The sequence below is a fragment of the uncultured Jannaschia sp. genome (assembly GCF_947503795.1).
In the GTDB taxonomy this organism is placed as follows: domain Bacteria; phylum Pseudomonadota; class Alphaproteobacteria; order Rhodobacterales; family Rhodobacteraceae; genus Jannaschia.
In genome coordinates, this window is the sequence record NZ_CANNEZ010000002.1 from 447,857 (window position 1) to 465,879 (window position 18,023).

Consider the following 18,023-nt stretch of genomic DNA (forward strand, 5'->3'; position numbering starts at 1 on the left):
CCGGACCCAACCGGACAGGACATCATCCGGGGGCAAACCCCGTCGCAACCATAGGAGGGTCCGATGGACCTGATCGCTCAGATCGAGGCGGAGCATATCGCCGCTCTCGACAAGACCATTCCCGATTTCAAGGCCGGCGACACCATTCGCGTCGGCTTCAAGGTGACCGAGGGCACGCGCACGCGGGTCCAGAACTACGAAGGCGTCTGCATCAGCCGCAAGAACGGCTCGGGCATCGCCGGTGCGTTCACCGTCCGCAAGATCAGCTTCGGCGAAGGCGTCGAGCGGGTCTTCCCGCTGCATTCCACGAATATCGATTCGATCGAGGTCGTGCGCCGGGGCCGCGTTCGCCGCTCCAAGCTCTATTACCTGCGCTCGCGCCGCGGCAAGTCGGCCCGGATCGCCGAACAGACCAACTACCGTGCCCCGAAGGCCAAGGAGACCGTGTGATGAAAAAGGACCTGCACCCCGAATACCACACGATCAACGTCAAGCTGGTCGACGGCACCGTGGTCGAGATGCGCTCGACCTGGGGCGAAGAGGGCTCGCAGCTCTCTCTCGATATCGACCCCTCGGTGCACCCGGCCTGGACCGGCGGTACCTCGCGGCTGATGGACACCGGCGGCCGCGTGTCGAAGTTCAAGAACAAGTATGCCGGCCTCGGCTTCTGAGCCCGCCGCATATCTCGATGCGAACGCCGCCCCCCGGGGCGGCGTTCGTCGTTTCGGGCCCCACCGGCCGCGATCCGACGGAAATAAGGGTGAACGCGCGCGCGGACGCTTAACCTTCGGCCAGCCGCGCCCTATGGTCCGGCCGGGGAACGTGTGGGGGCACGCGCATGGCGCATATCATCGTCTTCGGAAACGAGAAGGGCGGGTCGGGCAAGTCCACGACCTGCATGCACACCGCCACCGCGCTGGCGCGGTCGGGCGCACGGGTCGGGACGCTCGATCTCGACCTGCGGCAGCAGACCTTCACGCGCTATCTCGAGAACCGGCTGGAATACGGCAAGCGGCACGGGGTCGAACTGCCGACGCCGATGGTTTCGGGCCTGCCGAAAGTGGATCGCGACGCCCTCCGCGAGGGTGAGAACCCGTTCGACAAGTCGCTCAGCCTTGCCGTGGCCGAGCTGGAAAAGACCTGCGACTTCATCGTGATCGACTGCCCCGGCTCGCATACGCGGCTGAGCCAGGTGGCGCACAGTCTCGCCGATACGCTGGTCACGCCGCTCAATGACAGTTTCGTCGATTTCGACCTTCTGGCGAAGATCGACCCGGATTCGGGAAAGATCCTCGGGCCGTCGGTCTATTCCGAGATGGTGTGGCACGCGCGGCAGCTGCGGGCGAAGGCGGGGCTTCAGCCGATCGACTGGATCGTGCTGCGAAACCGCCTTGGGGCGCAGGAGATGCACAACAAGCGCAAGATGGGCCAGGCGCTTGAGGACCTGTCGAAGCGGATCGGCTTCCGCGTGGCCCCAGGCTTCACCGAGCGGGTGATCTTCCGCGAGCTCTTCCCGCGCGGCATGACGCTGCTCGATCTCAAGGATATCGGGATCGCCAACCTCAACCTCTCGAACGTCGCCGCCCGGCAGGAACTGCGCGACCTGATCAAGGCGCTGAACCTGCCGGCGGTCGAACTGGCGTTCTGAGGGCCCGCGCCCTCAGTAGTAGCGCAGGGCCTTCGTCTTTCCGCGGAAGATCCAGTAGGCGAGAATCGTGTAGGCGAAGATCGTCGGCATCACGACCGCCGCCCCGATCAGGATGATCGCCAGCGCATCCGGCGAGGACGCGGCCTCCCAGATGGTGAGCTGTTCGGGCACGACATACGGGTAGAAGCTGTAGGCCAGCCCGAGGAAAGCCAGCGTGAAGAGCGCCAACGCGGTCACGAAGGGCACCCAGGCCCAGCGGTCGTTCTCGCCCGGCAGGTGGTGGAAGGATCGCCAGAGCAGCCACAGCCCCGCCAGAGACAGGATCGGCAGCGGCGAGAGATAGAGCATCGACGGCAGCGAGAACCACTTCTCCCAGATGCGGTCCGATACGAGCGGCGACGCGAGCGAGATCGCCCCGATTCCGACCACGAGCCCCCAGATGCAGTTCTTGGCCCAGCGGATCGCGTTGACCTGCAACTCGGCCTCGCCCTTGAGGATCAGCCAGGTCGCGCCGATGAACGCATAGCCCACGGTCAGCGCCAGCGCGCAGAGCGTCGCAAAGAGGAACGTCCCCCAGGTCAGGTCGAGGCCCATGACGTAGAGGCCCAGCATGAAGCCCTGCGCCAGCGTCGCCATGAGCGAGCCGGAGAAGAAGAGCGCGTTCCAGAGACCCTTGTACTTGGCGCGCGCCTTCACGCGAAACTCGAAGCTGACGCCCCGGAGGATCAGCCCGACCAGCAGGATGAAGACCGGGAGGTAGAGGGTCGTCAGGATCAGGCCATGCGCCGCCGGGAAGGCCACGAGGAGGAGGCCGACGGCGAGGACGAGCCAGGTCTCGTTGGCGTCCCAGAAGGGCCCGATCGAGGCGACCATCATGTCCTTCTGCGCGTCGTCATCCGCCAGCGGCGTCAGGATGCCCACGCCCAGGTCGTAGCCGTCGAGCACGACGTAGAGCAGGATCGAGAACCCCATCAGGCCCGCGAAGACGAAGGGCAGCCAGATGTCGGGCGCGTATCCGAAAAGCTCCATACCCGTCACTCCGCCGGGGCCATGCCGCGATCCTCGCGGGTGATGGCGTCGACAACCGCCTCGCCCGAAGCCGGGGTCATGGATTCAAGCGGCTCGTCATGGGCGGCCTTGACCGCAAGATAGGCGATCACGCCGACATAGGCGAAGAGGAGCGCCGCGTAGATCACGAGGTAGCCGATCAGGGTCGAGAGGACCATTCCGGCGGGCACCTGCGCCACCGCCTCGGCCGTTGTCATTACGCCGTTCACCAGCCACGGCTGGCGCCCGATCTCGGTCGTGTACCACCCGGCCAGCGTCGCGACCCAGCCCGAGAAGGCCATCGGAACCAGCGCCCAAAGCAGCGGCTTGGGCAGGTGCCGGACGAGGAAGCGGCGGTCCGTCCCGGTCTCGGCGCAGGGCTTCCGCCGCCAGAGGAAGGCGAGCGATCCCCACGAGATCAGGAGCATGGCCATGCCGGTTCCGACCATCGTGCGGAACGACCAGAACACCTTGTCGACCGGCGGGTGCAGGATGGTCCCGTCCTCGGCCACGAATTCATCCAGCGCGGGGATCGCGCCATCGGCCGAATGGGTCAGGATGATCGACGCCATGTTCGGGATCGCGATTTCGAGATCGTTTTCGCGCGTCTCGGAGTTGGGCAACGCGAAGAGCACGAGAGGCGTGTTGCCGTCGGTGTCGGACCAGTTGCCCTCCATCGCGGCGACCTTGGCCGGCTGGTATTCCATGGTGTTGAGACCGTGCAGGTCGCCCATGAAGATCTGGAGCGGGATCAGAAGCGCGCCGAAGGTGATGCCGACACGGATCTGGATGCGCACCGTCTCTTTCCGGTCGCCGCGGATGTAGCGGAAGGCCGCGACGCCCGCGATCACGAAGGCCACCGTCAAACCGCTCGCCAGCAGCATATGCGCCAGCCGGTAGGGCATGGACGGATTGAAGACGATCGCCCACCAGTCGGTCGCGTGGGCCACGCCGTCGATCATCTCGAAACCCTGGGGCGTGTGCATCCAGGAGTTCAGGACGATGATCCAGAAGGTCGACATGGTCGTGCCGAATGCCACGAGGAAGGTCGCCAGCGTGTGCAGCCAGCCCGGCACGCGGGAGAAGCCGAAGAGCATGATCCCGATGAACACCGCCTCGAGGAAGAAGGCCGTCATCACCTCATAGGCCAGAAGCGGCCCGGCGATATTGCCGACCTTTTCCATGAAGCCCGGCCAGTTGGTGCCGAACTGGAACGACATGGTGATGCCCGAGACGACCCCCATCGCGAAGCTGAGTGCGAAGACCTTCACCCAGAAGCGGTAGGCCTCCATCCACTTGAGATCGCCCGTCCACTGGAAGCGCAGCTTGAAGAACAGCAGGAACCAGCCCAGCGCGATCGTGATCGTCGGGAACAGGATGTGGAACGAGATATTGGCCGCGAACTGGATGCGGCTGAGGATGAGGGTGTCCATCATGCCGTTTTTCTCCGGAAGGGGTTGAGATTGGGTGCACGCTCGAGAAGGCCGCCCAGGCGGCGGCCCATCGTCATGAGCTGGACGAGGCGCTCGGTCTCAAGGCGCTCCATCTCGTCGTGGAAGGTGGTCATCATCTCGATCAACTCGCGCAGCTCGGCGATCCGCGCTTCTGCGTAGGGGTCACCCTGCGGGCCGGCCATCTCGAGCTCGCGCAGCTTGGTCAGCGTCGGGTCGATCTCGCGCTTGCGGCGCTGTGCCACGAGCGTGCGCACGATCTCCCAGAGGTCGTCGGGCGTGGTGAAGTAATCGCGCCGGTCGCCCTGGACATGGCGAAGCCGGACGAGATCCCAAGACTGCAACTCCTTCAGGCCCATCGACACGTTCGAGCGGCTGACGCCCAGACCATCGGTGATCTGCTCGGCATTGAGCGCGGTCTCGGAGATGAAGAGGAGCGCGTAGATCTGCCCGACCGTGCGCGCAATTCCCCACCGGCTGCCCATTTCGCCGAAATGCAGGATGAAGTCGCGTTGGAGCGGTGTCAGGGCCATCGGATCGCCGTTTCAGAAATTTCTGAAATGCATGTAAACCGCGCTCCGATGGCGGCTAGGGGGTGTGACAATCTATCCCCGCCGGGCCGGATCCCCCATCCGCCGCTCCAGCCGCCGGAGCCCGAGCGACAAGACGATCGTCATCGTGAGGTAAAGCAGAGCCACGACGTTATACGTCTCGAAATACCGAAAGTTCCCCGCCGCCGTCAGCTTGCCGAGCTGCGCGATGTCCATCACGCCAACGACGCTGACTAGCGAGGAATCCTTGACCATGGCGACGAAATCGTTGCCCAGCGGCGGCAGGATCGTGCGGATCGCCTGCGGCATGACGATGTGGCGGAACCGGTGCCATCGCTTGAGCCCCAGCGCCTTGGCGGCCTCGATCTGACCTGGGTCGATGGATTGCAGACCGGCGCGGAAGACCTCGGCGATGAAGGCCGAATAGGCGATCACGAGGGCAAGGACCGCGCGCCAGAGAAGCGGGAAGTCCCGTGTCCGCGCCTCCGGCAGGCCGATCCAGTTCCATAACGCCACGAGGCCGGGTGCGAGCACGAAGGCCACGTAGAGCAGCAGCACAAGGATCGGGATTCCGCGCACGATCTCGACATAGAACCGCGCGACCTGTCGGACGATCACGCTGCCCGAGAGCGACATGAGCGCGAGGCCGAGGCCCACGAGCGAGGCGGCCGTGAAGCCGGACGCGGTGACGAGGATCGTGATCCAGACGCCCCGCCGCAGGGTCGACAGCACCTGCCGCGTGCCGTCGTCGGTCAGGACCATGACGTAGGCCGTCCCGAGAAGGACGGCCACGGCCAGGAGCCACCACGGAAACTCGCGGTCGGGATCGGTGCGTGGGGACAAACTCTTGCTTAAGAGTTTGACCAAGCGTTTTCGGAGAAAACGCTCATCCCCCGATCTGGTACTCGACGAACCACTTCTGGTTCAGCGCCTCGATCGTGCCGTCGGAGGCCATGTCCGCGATGGCCGCGTTCATCGCCTCGACGAGGTCCGAGCCCTTGGGGAAGATGAAGCCGAAATCCTCGGTCCCGAGCGCCTCGCCGACGATCTTGAGGCCGCCATCCGAAGCGTTGACGTAGCCCTGCGCCGCCGTCGAATCCGAAAGCGCGAGGTCGACGTCTCCGGCCCGAAGCGCCTGAACGCCCGCACCGAAGGTTTCGAAAAGCTTGATGCGCGGGTTCGCCTCGTCGCCGTCGAGCACGTCGTAGACGGTGACGTAGAACGGCGTGGTGCCGGGCTGGGCCGCCGCCAGCAGATCGTCATCGGCGGCGAAGGAGGCGGCGTCGGTGAAACGGTCCTCGTCGCCGCGGACGATCATCTTCATCTCGGAGGTCATGTATTTGTCCGAGAAATCGACCATCTCCATCCGGTCCTCGCGGATGGTGATGCCCGTCATGCCCATGTCCATCTGGCCCTCGGAGACGGCGGGGATCATCGCGTCCCAGCTGATCTTGACGTAGTCGGGCGTGATGTTGATGCGCTCGGCGATCTCGGCCAGGGCGTCGTATTCCCAGCCGATCGCATCCCCGGTGGCGGGGTCCTTGAACTGGAGCGGCGGATAGGCGTCTTCGGTGGCGATGGTGACGGTGCGGCCGCCCAGATCGGGCAGATGGCCATCGGCGAAGGCGGGCGCCGCGAGCAGCGTCGCGGCCATGAGGGCGAGGGTTTTCATCTGGGGGATCCTCCTGTTGACCCCACGGATCATGGCGGAACCCCGGCGGGGCGCAAGGGCGTCAGATGTCGCCGCAGACCGGGCAATCGGCGCGGCGCTGCACGGTAATGCGCCGTGCCTCGGAATCGAGCCCGTCCCAGATGAACATCGCGCCCCGGAGCGTCGTCCCGGCCCCCGTGATCTCCTTGATCGCCTCGAGCGCCATCATCGACCCCACCACGCCCGGCAGCGCGCCGATTACACCCGCCTCGGCGCAGGACGGGGCGAGGCCTGCGGCGGGTGCCTCGGGAAAGAGGCAGGCCATGCAGGGCGCGCCGCCCGCGGGGTCGTAGATCGTGAGCTGACCTTCCCATTGGGTGATCGCACCCGCGACGACGGGACGCCCGGTGGCGACCGCGGCGGCGTTGACCACGGCGCGGGTCTCGAAGCTGTCGGTGCCGTCGACGACGAGGTCGTACTCCTCGAAGAGTTCGGGGGCGATCTCGGGGGTGAGGCGGCGGTTGTAGGTCCGGATCTCGACATGCGGGTTCAGCGCCACGACCGCGTCCCGCGCCGAGGCAACCTTGGGCATCCCCAGGCGCTCGTCGGCATGGACGATCTGGCGCTGCAGGTTCGACAGGTCGACCGCATCGTCGTCGATCACGCCGATCCGGCCGACCCCCGCCGCCCCGAGATAGAGGAGGACCGGCGCGCCGAGCCCCCCTGCCCCGACGACGAGGACCTTTGCGTCCTTCAGCCGCCGCTGCCCCGGCCCGCCGACCTCGCGCAGGGCGATATGGCGGGCGTAGCGGGTGAGTTCGGTTTCGGAAAAGGCGCCGGGCGCCGCCGGCATGCCCTCGCGCGCGGCCTCGGCGGCCTCGGCACGGGCCCGGACGCGACCCAGCCCCGCGCGATAGACGAGGATTGCGGCGACGAGTCCGCCGAGCACAAGCCATTGCCCCGGTCCACCGCCCAACTGCACCCGGATCGGGTGCCCGTCCGGCAACGCGAACATCGCGAAGAGCACCGCGACGTAGAGCAGCCCGATCATGTAGAGCCGCGCCTGAACCGGTGTCTTCAGCCACATGCCCAGCGCCCAGAGAGCGGCGGCAATGATGAGAACGAGCGTCATCGCCCGGTCGAGCCGAACCCGCCGGTGCCCCGCGTCGTCAGTCCCAGCTCCTCGACCTCGACCCAATTGGCCCGGATCACCGGCGCGATCACCGCCTGCGCGATCCGCATCCCGTGGGTGACCTCGAACGGCTCGGGGCCGTGATTGATCAGGATCACGCCCAGCGGACCGCGATAATCGGCGTCGATGGTGCCGGGGCTGTTGAGAAGCGTGACCCCATGCTTCAGGGCCAGGCCCGAGCGCGGCCGAAGCTGCATCTCGTAGCCCAGCGGAAGCGCCACCCGCAGGCCCGTCGGGACCAAGGCCCGGCCTCCGGGCGGCAGGGTGATCGTCTCGCCGCCGGTATCGGCATGGAGGTCGGCACCCGCCGCGCCCTGGGTGGCGTAGGTCGGCAGCGGCAGATCGGGATCGCCATCGGGATCGCGGACCACGTCGACGGAAAGCGGGGTCATGCGAGAGCCTCGGCGATGCGCTGCGCCAGCCGCCGCGCGGTTTCGGTCTTCGACAGGCGGGGCCACGGCTCGGCCCCGGCATCGGTGATAAGCGTCACGGCGTTCTCGGTGCCGCCCATGATGCCGGTCGTGGGCGAGACATCGTTGGCCACGATCCAGTCGCACCCCTTGCGCGCGCGCTTGGCGGTCGCGTGGGTCACGACGTCGCCCGCCGCATCGCCCGTCTCGGCAGCGAAGCCCACGACGAGCGCGGGGCGCCGGTTGCCCTTCGACACGGTGGCGAGGATGTCGGGGTTCTCGGCGAAGCTCAGGACCGGCAGGCCGTTGCCGTCTTTCTTCATCTTCGCGGCGCTCGCGTTCTCGACCCGCCAGTCGGCGACCGCGGCGGCCATGACCGCGACATCGGCGGGCAGCGCGGCCTCGACGGCGCGGCGCATCTCCTCGGCGGTCTGGACGCGGATCACGTCGACCCCGTCCGGCGGGGCGACATCGGCGGGGCCGGTCACGAAGCTGACCCGCGCCCCGAGATCGCGGAGCGCCGCCGCGATCGCGGTGCCTTGCGCGCCCGAGGAGCGGTTCGCGATGTAGCGGACGGGGTCGATGGGTTCATGCGTCGGCCCGGAGGTGACGAGCACGTGCCGCCCGGCCAACGGTCCGTCGGCGAAATGCGCCTCGATCGCGGCCAGCACGTCCGGGATCTCGGCCAACCGTCCGGGGCCGAACTCGCCGCAGGCCATGGGTCCCTCGACCGGGCCGACCACCTTGATGCCGTCGGCCAAAAGGGTCGCGAGATTGCGCTGCGTGGCGGGATGCTCCCACATGCGCACGTTCATCGCGGGCACGATCATCACCGGCTTGTCCGTCGCCATCAGCAGCGTCGTCGCGAGGTCGTCGGCCAGCCCGGCGGCCATCCGGCCCATCAGGTTGGCGGTGGCGGGGCAGACGACCACGAGATCGGCGGCGCGGCTCAGCTCGATATGGCCCATCTCGGCCTCGTCGGTCAGGTCGAAGAGATCGCGGTACACCTTCGACGCGGCGAGTGCGCTGGCCGAGAGCGGGGTGACGAATTCCTCCGCGGCGCGGGTCAGGACCGGGGTCACGGTGGCGCCGCGCTCGCGCAGGCGGCGGATGAGGTCGAGCGACTTGAAGGCCGCGATGCCGCCCCCGATCACCAGCAGGATTCGTCTGTCGGTCAGCATGGACGGGCCACCTCCTGCCGCAGGTCTAGGCCAGCGGCGGCGTCAGCGGAAGGCGTCGCAGGGATCGGGCCGCTCGGGGGCAGGCGCGTCGAAGACGACATCGCCGCCGGGCGGAACGCGCCCGTCCTCGCCCTGCACGACCACGATGATCGCGACATCGGGCCGGACGCGCGCGATGGCAGCGGGCACACCCCAGTCGCGGCGCGCATGGCCGTTGCCGGTGATCAGGACGACCGGCGCGCCGTGGGCGTCGAGCGCCGCGAGCGTGCGGGCAGCGAACTGCGCATCGATGGCGCGTTGGCGGTCGACGAATTGCGGCAGGAGGTGCGCGGGCAGCGCGTCGCAATGGACGGCGGCCTGCAATGCCTCGCGTTCGGCCTGCTGTTCGTCGGGCAGCGGCGCCCCGAGATCGTAAGGCGCCAAGTCCCCAGGCGTGCCGGCCGCGCCGACGATTGCCCCGTCCGAGGCGGCCATGATCTGCGCGTAAAAGCCGATGTCGGGCCAGCCGCTCTCGTCCCAGTCGAGCATCGGTCCCAGCGTCTCGGCGGTGCGGGGGGTGTCGGGTCCGATGCGATCGGCCTGTTCATCGGTCAATTGCTCGAAGATCACGGCCTTGGGTGCAAGCATGGCGACCAACTCGGCCTGACGGCGATGATGCTCGGGATTGCCGTGGATTTCGCCGATCACGTAGATCGTTGCATCCGGCAGGTCGGCGGCAAGGACCGCGCCGGTCCAGAGGATCAGCGCGGCGGCAATGGCAGCGCTTGGGTTCAAACGAGGAAGCCCAGAACCTCGCGGGACTGCTTTTCGAGCGACTTGCGCATCTTGGCGAAGGCCGCCGCCTCGAGCTGGCGCACCCGCTCCTTCGAAAGCGACAGCTCGTTGCCGAGGCTCTCCAGCGTGCGGGGATCTTCGCGCAGCTTGCGCTCGCGGACGATGAAGCGCTCGCGGTCGTTCAGCGCCGAGAGCGCCGAGAGCAGCCATTCGCGCAGCATCGCTGTGTCATGCTTCAACTCGACGTTCTGGTCGGCCTGGTCGGCATCGTCCTCGAGCGTGTCGATCCACTCGCGCCCGTCCTCGTCCGAGGATTGCGTGGCGTTGAGGCTGAAATCGGAGCCCGAGAGCCGGCCTTCCATCATCTCGACGTCATGCAGCGGCACGCCGACTTCCTTCGAGATCGCCTCGCGCATCGTCTGGCGGTCGAGGATCACGCCGTCAGCCAGCGCCTCGCGCTCCAGCCGGGCCTGAACGCGGCGCAGGTTGAAGAAGAGCGACTTCTGGCTGCTGGTTGATCCGGTGCGGACCATCGACCAGTTGCGCATCACGTAGTCCTGGATCGACGCCTTGATCCACCACACCGCGTAGGTCGAGAACCGGACGCCGCGATCGGGGTCGAACTTCTCGGCCGCCTTCATCAGGCCCAGTCCGGCCTCCTGGATGAGGTCGTTCATCGGAGCGCCGTAGCGCTTGAACTTGGCGGCCATCGAAATGGCGAGGCGCATATAGGCGGTGATCAGGCGATGGAGGCTTTCCTCGCAGCGGTCGTCGCGCCAGGCGTAAGCGAGCCGAAGCTCGGTTTCGGCGTCGAGTAATTCCGCCTTCATGGCCTTGCGGGACAAGGAGGTGTCGCGATTGAAATCCAGTGCCATGTCTTGCCCCCCGAGGGTCGATGCGATGGTGAGGCTGGTCAGGCCACCGAAAGATCGTTCAGATGGGGAAGACTCCCCCGCGCGGAAAAGTTCCGAAGAAATGTCCCTCAATTTCAAGTTGACTCTCGTGCTCGGCCATGCGGCCTCGGGAAAGAGCCGGTTCGCGGAAAAGCATGCAATAGCATACGGCTACGCGCGGACTTATGTCGCGACCGCCAGAATCCTTGATAAAGAGATGCAATCCAAGGTTGTAGCGCATCGCGCCGACCGGGGGCCGGACTGGACGCTGGTGGAATGCGACCGCGACTTGGCGGCGGCCTGTTCACAAGCCCGTGATCGGCAGGTCTGGCTGATCGATTGCGCCACGATGTGGCTGACGAACCTGATGATGGACGAGGCCGAGTGGCGCCCCGCGGCCGAAGCGTGGATCGCGGCGATGGCGACGTCGCCGGCCCGCTTCGTGGTCGTCTCGAACGATGTCGGCGGCGGCGTGACGCCGGACAACGCGCTGGCCCGGCGCTTCCAGCGGGCGCAGGGCGCGCTCAACCAGATGCTGGCCGAGGCGGCGGACGGCGTGGCGCTCGTGACCGCGGGCTTGCCGCAATGGCTGAAGTGACGCGGCTCTGGCTCGTCCGTCACGGGCCGACCCATGCCAAGCGGATGATCGGCTGGACCGATCTGCCCGCCGACCTGACCGACACGGCTGCGCTCGACCGGCTGCGCGCGGCGCTGCCGGATGCGCCCGTCATCAGCAGCGACCTCGTCCGTGCCACCGCCACGGCGGATGCCATCGCCGGGGCGCGACCGCGCCTGCCGCATGACCCCGACCTGCGCGAGTTCCACTACGGCGCCTGGGAGGACCAGACCTTCGACGCGATCGACAGCCCTGCGCTTCGCCGCTACTTCGACGATCCCGGCCCGCATCGTGCCCCCGGTGGCGAGAGCTGGAACGACGTGGCCGCCCGCGTCGGGCGCGCGCTGGCCCGCCATGCGGAGGGCCCGGACCTGATCGTCGTCGCCCATATGGGCGTGATCCTGACCCAATGGGCGCGGGCGACGGGGTTGAAGCCGTTCGATGCCCTGGCACAGAAGATCGACAACCTCAGCCTGACCCGCATCGACCTGCACCAGGGCGGGATGGTGCCGGTCTCAGCCAACCGTCTCTGACCCGCGAAGGACATCCACATGACTCACCAGATCCTGATCGGCGACCGCGCCTATTCGTCCTGGAGCCTGCGCGGTTGGCTCCTGTTCCACGCGTTCGGCCTGCCGGTCGAGGAGCACCGCACGAAAATGTATTCGGACGACTTCGCGCGCGATCTCGAAGCCTGGGCCCCGGCGCGCACGGTGCCGACGGTGCGCACCCCCGAGGGCGGCCTCCTGTCGGACAGCCTCGCCATCGCCGAGCATCTGGCCGAAACCTTCCCCGAGGCCGGCCACTGGCCGCGTGAGGCGAAGGCCCGCGCGCTCGCCCGCTCGATCGCCGCCGAAATGCATTCGGGCTTCACCGCGCTGCGCGGCGCCTGCCCGATGAACCTGCGCGTGAAATGGGAGGGGTTCGAGGCGAGCGAGGCGGTCGCGGCGGATCTCGCGCGGCTCTCCAGGCTCTGGACGCTGGCGCGCGGGATGGCCGGGCAGGCTGCGAACGGGGGCCCGTGGCTCTTCGGGGCCTATGGCGCGGTCGATGCCTTCATGGCGCCCGTTGCGATGCGCATCGCGGGCTACGGCCTCGCCACCGACGACGTGATGGCGCCCTATGTCGACGCGCATCTGCACCACCTCCCACTCCGGCGCTGGCGGGCGATGGGCGAGGCGCGGAACCGCACGCTCCACGAATACGACATGGACCTCGCGACCGGCCGCTTCCCGATGCCCCGACCGATCGCCGCCGAAGCGGTGGCGAACGGCCCCTCGGCCAACGCGGCCTGTCCCTATTCCGGCCTGCCGGTGACGCATTTCCTGAAGGTGGACGGCCGCATCTGGGGGTTCTGCAACGCGTTCTGCCGGGACAAGACGATGCACGACCCCGAAGCCTGGCCGGCCTTCATGGCTCTCCTCGACAAGCCGGCCCGATAGCCCGCCCGGCGGGCGGCATTAACCCTATCCTAACCCTGTGCGAGCGACATACGGGGTGACAGGGAAGGGCCCCCGCATGCTGGCACATACCACGACGGTGGCGTTCGAGGGTCTCGAAGCCCGTGCCGTGGACGTGCAATGCGCGGTCTCGCCCGGCCTGCCCGGCTTCTCGATCGTCGGCCTGCCCGACAAGGCGGTGTCCGAGGCGCGCGACCGCATCCGCACCGCGCTGGCCGAGCAGGGCATCGCGCTTCCCTCGAAGAAGGTCACGGTGAATCTCTCGCCTGCCGACTTGCCGAAGGAGGGCGCGCATTTCGACCTCCCGATCGCGCTGTCGTTGCTGGCGGCGCTGGAGCTGGTGCCGGCTGAGGCAGTCGCCCGCGCGGTCAGCATCGGCGAGATGTCCCTCGACGGCAGCCTCGTCGCGGTGGCGGGGGCGTTGCCCGCGGCGGTGACGGCGGGATCGCTCGACGCGGATCTCCTCTGCCCCGAAGCCTGCGGCCCCGAAGCCGCGTGGGTCGGGGCGACGCCGGTCTATGCGGCGCGATCGATCAAGGCTCTGATCGACCACCTGACGGGCAACGCGCCGCTCGACCGGGCCGCGAGGGGTCGCCTGCCCGACCCGATCGCCGGACCCTGCCTGCGAGATGTGCGGGGACAGGAGCGCGCCAAGCGCGCCCTCGAGATCGCCGCCGCTGGTCGCCACCATCTCCTCATGTCCGGGCCGCCGGGCGCGGGGAAGTCGATGCTGGCCGCGCGACTGCCGGGCCTCCTGCCGCCGCTCTCGGCGATGGAATCGCTTGAAACCTCGATGATCCATTCGCTCGCCGGTACGCTGGACGAGGGCGGCATCCTGCAGGCGCGGCCCTTTCAGGAGCCGCACCATACCGCGTCGAAGGCGGCCATCGTCGGCGGCGGCAAGCGCGCGGGGCCGGGGCAGATCAGCCTCGCCCATAACGGCGTGCTCTTCATGGACGAGTTCCCGGAGTTCCAGCGCGAGGTGCTCGAATCCCTCCGACAGCCCATCGAGACGGGCGAGGTGACGATCGCGCGCGCCAATGCCCATGTCCGCTATCCCTGCCGCTTCCTTCTGGTGGCCGCCGCCAATCCTTGTCGCTGCGGGATGCTGTTCGATGCCGATGCCGCCTGTTCGCGCGCGCCGGTCTGCGGCGAGGATTACATGAAGAAGATCTCCGGGCCCCTGATGGATCGGTTCGACCTGCGCCTCGAAGTGCCCGCGGTCGAGATCGCGGACCTGTCCCTGCCGCAATCGGGCGACGGCTCGGCCGAAGTGGCGACCCGCGTGGCCGCCGCCCGCGCCCGGCAGGCCGAGCGCTTCGCGGACGATCCGGCGGTGACCGTGAATGCCGACGTCGCGGCGGACGCGCTGGCCGAGGTGGCGACGCCGGACGCGGATGGGCAGGACATGCTCCTGAAGGCCGCGGACCGGTTCCGCCTCTCGGCGCGCGGGTATCACCGGGTGCTCAAGGTCGCGCGCACCATCGCCGATCTCGACGCCAGCGACGGCGTCCGCCGCCCGCATGTGGCCGAAGCGCTGTCCTACCGGCTGGTGACCCAGCCCTAGGCGCGCCGGCGCTCGATCGCATCCCAGATCAGGGCGGCGGCATCGGTGCCGTCGAAGCGACGGAGTTCCTGCAGTCCTGTGGGCGAGGTGATGTTGATCTCGGTCAGCCAGTCTCCGATCACGTCGATCCCGACGAAGATCTGGCCCGCCTCGCGCAGGCGGGGGCCGATCGCGGCACAGATCTCGCGATCCCGCGCGGTCAGGTCGACCTTCTCGGGACGGCCGCCGACATGCATGTTCGACCGGGTCTCGCCCGCGGCGGGGACGCGGTTGATCGCGCCGACCGGCTCGCCATCCACAAGGATCACGCGCTTGTCGCCCTTCGAAACGGCTGGCAGGAATTTCTGCATGATCAGCGGCTCGCGATTGATCGCGCTGAACATCTCGTGGAGCGAGTTGAGGTTGCGGTCCTCGGGCGTCAGGCGGAACACGCCTGCGCCGCCATTGCCGTAGAGGGGCTTCAGGACGACGTCGCCATGCCGGGCCTTGAAGTCCTTCAGCGTCTCGAGGTCGCGCGCGATGGCCGTCGGCGGTGTGAGATCGGGGAAGTCGAGCACCATCAGCTTCTCGGGCCAGCCCCGAACCCAGGTGGGGTCGTTGACCACGAGCGTGTCGGGGTGGATGCGGTCGAGGAGGTGGGTGGTCGTGATGTAGGACATGTCGAAGGGCGGATCCTGCCGCAGCCAGATCACGTCCATATCGGCGAGGTCGAGCATCTCGAGCGGGCCGAGATCGACATGGTTGCCGACCTCGCGGCGCAGCGTCATGGCCTGCCCCTTGGCGACGATGCGCCCTTCGACATAGGCGAGCCGTTCCGGCGTGTAGTAGTGGATCTCGTGCCCGCGCGCCTGCGCGGCGATCGCCAGCTCGAACGAGCTGTCGGCGTCGATATTCACATCTTCGATCGGGTCCATCTGGAAGGCGACGCGAAGCGGTGCGGCGGACGGGGTATCGGACATCGGGGCCTCCAGCCTGGCATGTCCGTTCTAGATGGCGCAGCCGCGACGGGGAGGCAACGTGCCCTGCGCGGGACCGCCCCTGCGCAGATGCGCAGCCCGGAGCCGCACGACCGATCAGCAGGTATAGAGCGCGTTCTCGATGATCTCGATTCGGCCGGTGGCATCGACGAGGGCGACATCGAAGCGGACGCAACTGTTCAGCCCGTCGGGAAGCCCGGCCATGTATTCGCCCGCGCAATCGAACATGCGCTTCGTCTGACGGGGCGTGATGCGCTGGGCCGCGGCGGCGTGGGTGTCGCTTTTCTTGACCTCGACGAAGACCGTCTCGTCGCCGTCGGAGACGATCACGTCGATCTCCCCGCCCTGGCCGCGCCAGCGTTTGGCCAGCACGGGGCAACCGGCACGGGCATAGAGGCGCGCCACACCGTCTTCCGCCGCGAGGCCGGCATGGTATGACATCGATCCGCTCATCCGTCGTCCTTCATCCGAAGCGCCAGGTCGTAGATCAGCTTACGCGACACACCGGTCCGTTCGGAAACGTCTTTTACCGCGGATTTTACCGACCCGCCCTCCATCGCGGCGGCCAGTTCCGCGCGGAGCGAGGCCTCATCGGCCTCCGCGCGCGCGGCGCGGTCGATCACGACGACGATCTCGCCGCGCGGAGTTTCAGCCGCGTAGGCCTCCGAGAGCGCGACGAGATCGCCCGTCCGCACCTCCTCGAACTTCTTCGTCAACTCTCGGCAGATCGCGGCGCGGCGGGGTCCGAGGGTGGCGGCGGCGTCCCGCAGGAACGCCGCGAGCCGCTTGGGCGACTCGTAGAGGACCAACGTGGCCGGCACGTCGCCAAGCTCGGCCAAGGCCGCCTTCCGCGCCGCCGATTTCGGCGGCAGGAAGCCCGCGAAGAGGAACCGGTCGGTCGGGAGGCCCGCGACGCAGAGCGCGGCCAGCACCGCGCTGGCCCCCGGTGCGGCGCGCACTGCGATCCCCGCCTCGCGCGCCTCGACCCCCAGCTGGAACCCCGGATCGGCCACCAGCGGCGTGCCCGCCTCGGACATGTAGGCGACCGACTTGCCGTCGCGCAGCGCCGCCATCAGCCGCGGTCGCGCGGCGGGGCCGTTGTGGTCGTGATAGGGCACCAGCGCTCGATCACCGAGTGCGATGCCGTGGATCTCCATCAGGCGGCGGAGCGAACGCGTGTCCTCGGCCGCCAGCACGTCCGCCCCGCCCAGAAGATCGAGCGCGCGCAGCGTGATGTCGCGCGCCGCCCCGATGGGCACCGCCACGAGGTGGAGCCCCGGTTCGATCGTGCCGCTTCCCGCCATTTCGCTCCCTCGCCCCATTCGTCGTTTACGCGCCCCGGAGCGCGCACTAGCTTGACCGCGAACAAGATATGCCCGGACACGGGCGAGTTCCGGGGAGCACACCACAATGTCCATCACGTCCGTCCGATCGCTATGGGTCTCACTGGCAGGGCGCGCGCGCAAGGCGGCGGGGCTCGCCCTCGTATCCGGCGCACTCGCCGCCTGTAATGTCGCGCTGCCCGGCGGCGGCTCGGGCGGGGCCGGGGTCAGCGGCAGCGGCGCGACCGAAGTGGCGCTCCTGGTGCCCCACGGGTCGAGCCGCGGCACCGATGCGGGCGTCGCGCGCAGCCTCGAGAACGCGGCCCGGCTTGCGGTGGCGGATCTGGGCGCGGGCGCGGTCAACCTGACGGTCTATCCGACGCAGGGCACGCCCGGCGGCGCAGCGGGCGCGGCGTCGCAGGCCGTCGCCGCGGGCGCGCAGGTGATCCTCGGCCCGCTCTATGCGGACAACGCGGCGGCCGCCGGGGTCGCGGCGGCGGGATCGAACGTCCCCGTGCTCAGCTTCTCGAACAACACATCGATCGCGGGCGGCAATGTCTGGGTGCTCGGCAACACCTTCGAGAACACCGCCGAACGCCTGCTGACTTATGCCGCGCGTCAGGGTCGCAACCGCGTGCTGGTCACCCATAACGACCAGACCGCCGGCCAGATCGCGCAGGCCGCGATCGTGCGCGCCGCGCAAGGATCGGGCGCGCAGGTGACCGGATCGGTCGCCTACGACCTCAGCCAGCAGGGCATCGTCTCGGCCGTCCCGACCATCGCGGCGCAGGCGCGGGCGACCAATTCCAACGCGGTCTTCCTGACGGGCAACACATCCGGCGACCTGCCGGTGATGGCGCAGCTCCTGACCGAGGCCGGGATCGGCGGCGAGGAGTTCCGCTTTCTCGGGCTGACCCGCTGGGACATCCCCGCCGAGGCGGTCCAGCTTCCGGGCCTGCAGGGCGGCTATTTCGCGCTGCCCGACCCCGCGCCGGGCCAGCAATTCGCCGCCCGCTACGCCGCGGCCAATGGCGGCAATCCGCATCCGCTGGCCGGTCTGGCCTATGACGGGATGGCCGCGATCGGCGCCATCGCACGCAACGGCGGCACGGTGGGGCGCTCCACGCTGACGAACCGCGCTGGCTTCGCGGGCACGAACGGGGTATTCCGCCTGCGCGCAGACGGCACGATCCAGCGTGCGCTGGCCGTCGCGCAGATCGTGAACCGTCAGATACAGGTGGTCAGCCCTGCCCCCAACAGCCTCGCCGGTTCGTAACGCACCG

The 18,023-nt window shown here is 68.3% G+C and carries 21 protein-coding genes; 8 read left to right on the top strand and 13 right to left on the bottom strand.

The annotated features are described in order from the left end of the window. The first annotated feature begins 63 nt into the window (after window positions 1–63). The 3 genes from rplS to Q0833_RS14745 all read left to right on the top strand — a co-directional run bounded on the left by rplS (window position 64) and on the right by Q0833_RS14745 (window position 1,648). Entirely contained in the window at window positions 64–450 is a 387-nt protein-coding gene (gene rplS, locus Q0833_RS14735; protein ID WP_298436444.1) for a 50S ribosomal protein L19, read from the top strand. Further along, window positions 450–671, top strand: coding sequence for a 50S ribosomal protein L31 (gene rpmE / locus Q0833_RS14740; RefSeq protein ID WP_298436447.1), 222 nt, complete (start codon window positions 450–452; stop codon window positions 669–671). Before rplS ends, rpmE begins: the two co-directional genes overlap by 1 nt. Window positions 672–838: 167 nt before the next feature. Continuing rightward, a complete protein-coding gene (locus Q0833_RS14745) occupies window positions 839–1,648 on the top strand; it encodes a division plane positioning ATPase MipZ (RefSeq protein ID WP_298436450.1) in 810 nt (269 codons plus the stop codon). A gap of 12 nt (window positions 1,649–1,660) precedes the next feature. On the opposite strand, the gene Q0833_RS14750 is transcribed toward Q0833_RS14745, so the two are convergent. From Q0833_RS14750 to Q0833_RS14795, 10 genes are all read right to left on the bottom strand, one after another. Further along, window positions 1,661–2,677: a cytochrome d ubiquinol oxidase subunit II gene (locus Q0833_RS14750; RefSeq protein ID WP_298436453.1), complete on the bottom strand. Its 1,017-nt coding sequence runs from the start codon at window positions 2,675–2,677 to the stop codon at window positions 1,661–1,663. Between the two features lie 5 nt (window positions 2,678–2,682). Beyond that, the gene (locus Q0833_RS14755) at window positions 2,683–4,131 is read right to left on the bottom strand and encodes a cytochrome ubiquinol oxidase subunit I (protein WP_298436455.1); all 1,449 of its coding nucleotides are present in this window, start codon (window positions 4,129–4,131) and stop codon (window positions 2,683–2,685) included. Continuing rightward, a complete protein-coding gene (locus Q0833_RS14760) occupies window positions 4,128–4,679 on the bottom strand; it encodes a GbsR/MarR family transcriptional regulator (protein ID WP_298436458.1) in 552 nt (183 codons plus the stop codon). The genes Q0833_RS14755 and Q0833_RS14760 overlap by 4 nt, the downstream gene beginning before the upstream one ends. A gap of 72 nt (window positions 4,680–4,751) precedes the next feature. Then, window positions 4,752–5,540 carry an amino acid ABC transporter permease gene (locus Q0833_RS14765; RefSeq protein ID WP_298436462.1) on the bottom strand — a complete coding sequence of 263 codons (789 nt, stop codon included), beginning with the start codon at window positions 5,538–5,540 and terminating at the stop codon, window positions 4,752–4,754. 43 nt (window positions 5,541–5,583) lie between these two features. Further along, window positions 5,584–6,351 (bottom strand): transporter substrate-binding domain-containing protein, encoded by a 768-nt coding sequence (locus Q0833_RS14770; RefSeq protein WP_298436916.1) that lies wholly within the window; start codon window positions 6,349–6,351, stop codon window positions 5,584–5,586. Window positions 6,352–6,430: 79 nt separating this feature from the next. Continuing rightward, the gene (locus Q0833_RS14775) at window positions 6,431–7,480 is read right to left on the bottom strand and encodes a HesA/MoeB/ThiF family protein (protein ID WP_298436465.1); all 1,050 of its coding nucleotides are present in this window, start codon (window positions 7,478–7,480) and stop codon (window positions 6,431–6,433) included. Further along, complete coding sequence (gene dut / locus Q0833_RS14780) at window positions 7,477–7,932, bottom strand: dUTP diphosphatase (protein WP_298436468.1); 456 nt, start codon at window positions 7,930–7,932, stop codon at window positions 7,477–7,479. The genes Q0833_RS14775 and dut overlap by 4 nt, the downstream gene beginning before the upstream one ends. Further along, window positions 7,929–9,131, bottom strand: coding sequence for a bifunctional phosphopantothenoylcysteine decarboxylase/phosphopantothenate--cysteine ligase CoaBC (gene coaBC / locus Q0833_RS14785; RefSeq protein WP_298436471.1), 1,203 nt, complete (start codon window positions 9,129–9,131; stop codon window positions 7,929–7,931). Before coaBC ends, dut begins: the two co-directional genes overlap by 4 nt. Before the next feature lie 42 nt (window positions 9,132–9,173). Beyond that, window positions 9,174–9,905 carry a ChaN family lipoprotein gene (locus Q0833_RS14790; RefSeq protein WP_298436474.1) on the bottom strand — a complete coding sequence of 244 codons (732 nt, stop codon included), beginning with the start codon at window positions 9,903–9,905 and terminating at the stop codon, window positions 9,174–9,176. Further along, window positions 9,902–10,780, bottom strand: a complete 879-nt coding sequence (locus Q0833_RS14795) for an RNA polymerase factor sigma-32 (protein WP_298436477.1) — start codon at window positions 10,778–10,780, stop codon at window positions 9,902–9,904. Before Q0833_RS14795 ends, Q0833_RS14790 begins: the two co-directional genes overlap by 4 nt. Before the next feature lie 100 nt (window positions 10,781–10,880). Here Q0833_RS14795 and cobU point away from each other — a divergent pair, with 100 nt between their 5' ends. The 4 genes from cobU (at window position 10,881) to Q0833_RS14815 (ending at window position 14,441) form a co-directional block, all read left to right on the top strand. Continuing rightward, a complete protein-coding gene (cobU, locus tag Q0833_RS14800; RefSeq protein WP_298436482.1) occupies window positions 10,881–11,396 on the top strand; it encodes a bifunctional adenosylcobinamide kinase/adenosylcobinamide-phosphate guanylyltransferase in 516 nt (171 codons plus the stop codon). Continuing rightward, window positions 11,384–11,947, top strand: coding sequence for a histidine phosphatase family protein (locus Q0833_RS14805; protein ID WP_367274972.1), 564 nt, complete (start codon window positions 11,384–11,386; stop codon window positions 11,945–11,947). Before cobU ends, Q0833_RS14805 begins: the two co-directional genes overlap by 13 nt. Before the next feature lie 18 nt (window positions 11,948–11,965). After that, window positions 11,966–12,856 carry a glutathione S-transferase gene (locus tag Q0833_RS14810; RefSeq protein ID WP_298436485.1) on the top strand — a complete coding sequence of 297 codons (891 nt, stop codon included), beginning with the start codon at window positions 11,966–11,968 and terminating at the stop codon, window positions 12,854–12,856. Between the two features lie 76 nt (window positions 12,857–12,932). Then, window positions 12,933–14,441, top strand: a complete 1,509-nt coding sequence (locus tag Q0833_RS14815; protein ID WP_298436488.1) for a YifB family Mg chelatase-like AAA ATPase — start codon at window positions 12,933–12,935, stop codon at window positions 14,439–14,441. On the opposite strand, the gene gshB is transcribed toward Q0833_RS14815, so the two are convergent. The 3 genes from gshB to rsmI all read right to left on the bottom strand — a co-directional run bounded on the left by gshB (window position 14,438) and on the right by rsmI (window position 16,722). After that, complete coding sequence (gshB, locus tag Q0833_RS14820; RefSeq protein ID WP_298436491.1) at window positions 14,438–15,400, bottom strand: glutathione synthase; 963 nt, start codon at window positions 15,398–15,400, stop codon at window positions 14,438–14,440. The two genes, Q0833_RS14815 and gshB, sit on opposite strands and share 4 nt — an antisense overlap. Window positions 15,401–15,514: 114 nt before the next feature. Beyond that, entirely contained in the window at window positions 15,515–15,871 is a 357-nt protein-coding gene (locus Q0833_RS14825) for a YraN family protein (RefSeq protein WP_298436494.1), read from the bottom strand. Next, window positions 15,868–16,722 carry a 16S rRNA (cytidine(1402)-2'-O)-methyltransferase gene (gene rsmI, locus Q0833_RS14830; protein ID WP_298436497.1) on the bottom strand — a complete coding sequence of 285 codons (855 nt, stop codon included), beginning with the start codon at window positions 16,720–16,722 and terminating at the stop codon, window positions 15,868–15,870. The genes Q0833_RS14825 and rsmI overlap by 4 nt, the downstream gene beginning before the upstream one ends. 106 nt (window positions 16,723–16,828) lie before the next feature. Here rsmI and Q0833_RS14835 point away from each other — a divergent pair, with 106 nt between their 5' ends. After that, on the top strand, window positions 16,829–18,016 hold the full coding sequence (locus tag Q0833_RS14835; RefSeq protein ID WP_298436499.1) for a penicillin-binding protein activator: 1,188 nt from the start codon (window positions 16,829–16,831) through the stop codon (window positions 18,014–18,016). Window positions 18,017–18,023: the final 7 nt, after the last annotated feature.

Coding starts and splice junctions, on each gene's coding strand:
- rplS (WP_298436444.1), top strand. CDS start 64: ATGGACCTGATCGCTCAGATCGAGGCGGAGCATATCGCCGCTCTCGAC.
- rpmE (WP_298436447.1), top strand. CDS start 450: ATGAAAAAGGACCTGCACCCCGAATACCACACGATCAACGTCAAGCTG.
- Q0833_RS14745 (WP_298436450.1), top strand. CDS start 839: ATGGCGCATATCATCGTCTTCGGAAACGAGAAGGGCGGGTCGGGCAAG.
- Q0833_RS14750 (WP_298436453.1), bottom strand. CDS start 2,677: ATGGAGCTTTTCGGATACGCGCCCGACATCTGGCTGCCCTTCGTCTTC.
- Q0833_RS14755 (WP_298436455.1), bottom strand. CDS start 4,131: ATGATGGACACCCTCATCCTCAGCCGCATCCAGTTCGCGGCCAATATC.
- Q0833_RS14760 (WP_298436458.1), bottom strand. CDS start 4,679: ATGGCCCTGACACCGCTCCAACGCGACTTCATCCTGCATTTCGGCGAA.
- Q0833_RS14770 (WP_298436916.1), bottom strand. CDS start 6,351: ATGGCCGCGACGCTGCTCGCGGCGCCCGCCTTCGCCGATGGCCATCTG.
- Q0833_RS14775 (WP_298436465.1), bottom strand. CDS start 7,480: ATGACGCTCGTTCTCATCATTGCCGCCGCTCTCTGGGCGCTGGGCATG.
- dut (WP_298436468.1), bottom strand. CDS start 7,932: ATGACCCCGCTTTCCGTCGACGTGGTCCGCGATCCCGATGGCGATCCC.
- coaBC (WP_298436471.1), bottom strand. CDS start 9,131: ATGCTGACCGACAGACGAATCCTGCTGGTGATCGGGGGCGGCATCGCG.
- Q0833_RS14795 (WP_298436477.1), bottom strand. CDS start 10,780: ATGGCACTGGATTTCAATCGCGACACCTCCTTGTCCCGCAAGGCCATG.
- cobU (WP_298436482.1), top strand. CDS start 10,881: ATGTCCCTCAATTTCAAGTTGACTCTCGTGCTCGGCCATGCGGCCTCG.
- Q0833_RS14805 (WP_367274972.1), top strand. CDS start 11,384: ATGGCTGAAGTGACGCGGCTCTGGCTCGTCCGTCACGGGCCGACCCAT.
- Q0833_RS14810 (WP_298436485.1), top strand. CDS start 11,966: ATGACTCACCAGATCCTGATCGGCGACCGCGCCTATTCGTCCTGGAGC.
- Q0833_RS14815 (WP_298436488.1), top strand. CDS start 12,933: ATGCTGGCACATACCACGACGGTGGCGTTCGAGGGTCTCGAAGCCCGT.
- gshB (WP_298436491.1), bottom strand. CDS start 15,400: ATGTCCGATACCCCGTCCGCCGCACCGCTTCGCGTCGCCTTCCAGATG.
- Q0833_RS14825 (WP_298436494.1), bottom strand. CDS start 15,871: ATGAGCGGATCGATGTCATACCATGCCGGCCTCGCGGCGGAAGACGGT.
- rsmI (WP_298436497.1), bottom strand. CDS start 16,722: ATGGCGGGAAGCGGCACGATCGAACCGGGGCTCCACCTCGTGGCGGTG.
- Q0833_RS14835 (WP_298436499.1), top strand. CDS start 16,829: ATGTCCATCACGTCCGTCCGATCGCTATGGGTCTCACTGGCAGGGCGC.